Source organism: Mesorhizobium sp. M7A.F.Ca.MR.362.00.0.0, from assembly GCF_004023175.1.
GTDB lineage: Bacteria > Pseudomonadota > Alphaproteobacteria > Rhizobiales > Rhizobiaceae > Mesorhizobium.
This window is the reverse complement of sequence record NZ_RZTF01000211.1, coordinates 3,406-4,558: the sequence shown is the minus strand read 5'-3', so window position 1 is coordinate 4,558 and position 1,153 is coordinate 3,406. Positions and strand designations below refer to the sequence as shown.

Sequence of the window (1,153 nt, the reverse complement as noted above, 5' to 3'; positions counted from 1 at the left end):
GGCCGCTGATCGTGCGGATCGGCGGCGCGACCGATCTTGCCGTCGATGCGGCCATCGCCGGCACCGGCATCATCGGCCTCTTCGAGGGCTGGCTTCGCCCTTACTTCGAAAGCGGCGCGCTTGAGCCCATTCTCGAACCGTGGTGGCCGAGTTTTCCCGGACCGTTCCTCTATTATCCCGGCCGGCGGCTGGTGCCGGCCCCGCTGCGGGCGTTCATCGACTATATCAAGGGCGGCAAGGCCTGACCTGTTTATGCCGGCGCCTTCACCCCACCCGGCGCTACGCGCCGACCTCCCCATCGAGGGGAGGTAGGGCGTCGCGCTCTTCTACCTCCCCTTAATGGGGAGGTCGCGCCGCAGGCGCGGGTGGGGTGACTGCCGAGCCGCAAACAAAAAGGCCGCCCGGGAGGCGGCCTTTTCGATTGTCTGAAGCTGCGAAGTGCTTAGCGCTTCGAGAACTGGAACGAACGACGGGCTTTCGCCTTGCCGTACTTCTTGCGCTCGACGACGCGGCTGTCGCGGGTCAGGAAGCCGCCCTTCTTGAGCACGGCACGCAGCGTCGGCTCGTAATAGGTCAGCGCCTTGGAGATGCCGTGACGCACGGCGCCAGCCTGGCCGGAGAGACCGCCGCCGACAACGGTCGCGACGATGTCGTACTGGCCGGCGCGGTTGGAGGCGATGATCGGCTGGTTGAGGATCATCTGCAGGACCGGACGCGCGAAATAGGTCGCGAATTCCTTGTCGTTGACGATGATCTTGCCGGAACCCGGCTTCACCCAGACGCGCGCAATGGCGTTCTTGCGCTTGCCGGTGGCATAGGCGCGGCCCGACTTGTCGAGCTTCTGGACGTGGACGGGGGCTGCCGGCTGGGTATTGGTGTTGCCGGTGGCGGCGCCCAGTTCTGCGAGCGAGGAAAGCTCAGCCATCTTATGCGACCTTCTTGTTCTTGGCGTTCAGCTTGGCCACGTCGAGCACGACGGGCTGCTGTGCGACATGCGGATGCTCGGCACCTGCATAGACGCGCAGGTTCTTCATCTGGCGACGACCGAGCGGGCCACGTGGGACCATGCGCTCAACGGCCTTCTCGACGACACGCTCGGGGAAACGACCCTCGAGCAGCTGGCGCGCGGTGCGCTCCTTGATGCCGCCTGGGT

The 1,153-nt window shown here is 65.7% G+C and carries 2 protein-coding genes and 1 pseudogene; 1 reads left to right on the top strand and 2 read right to left on the bottom strand.

What is annotated here, in order from left to right:
- A pseudogene (locus EOC06_RS43260) lies at nt 1-245 on the top strand (LysR family transcriptional regulator); the annotation flags it as partial.
- 197 nt (nt 246-442) lie between these two features.
- On the opposite strand, the gene rpsI reads toward EOC06_RS43260, so the two are convergent.
- Nucleotides 443-925, bottom strand: coding sequence for a 30S ribosomal protein S9 (gene rpsI / locus EOC06_RS22980; protein ID WP_023810272.1), 483 nt, complete (start codon nt 923-925; stop codon nt 443-445).
- A gap of 1 nt (nt 926) precedes the next feature.
- On the bottom strand, nt 927-1,153 hold a 227-nt coding region (locus EOC06_RS43255), incomplete at its 5' end, for an uL13 family ribosomal protein (RefSeq protein WP_245469934.1).

What these genes read in the sequence shown, in the direction of transcription:
- rpsI (WP_023810272.1), bottom strand. Translation starts at nt 925, where the DNA reads ATGGCTGAGCTTTCCTCGCTCGCAGAACTGGGCGCCGCCACCGGCAAC.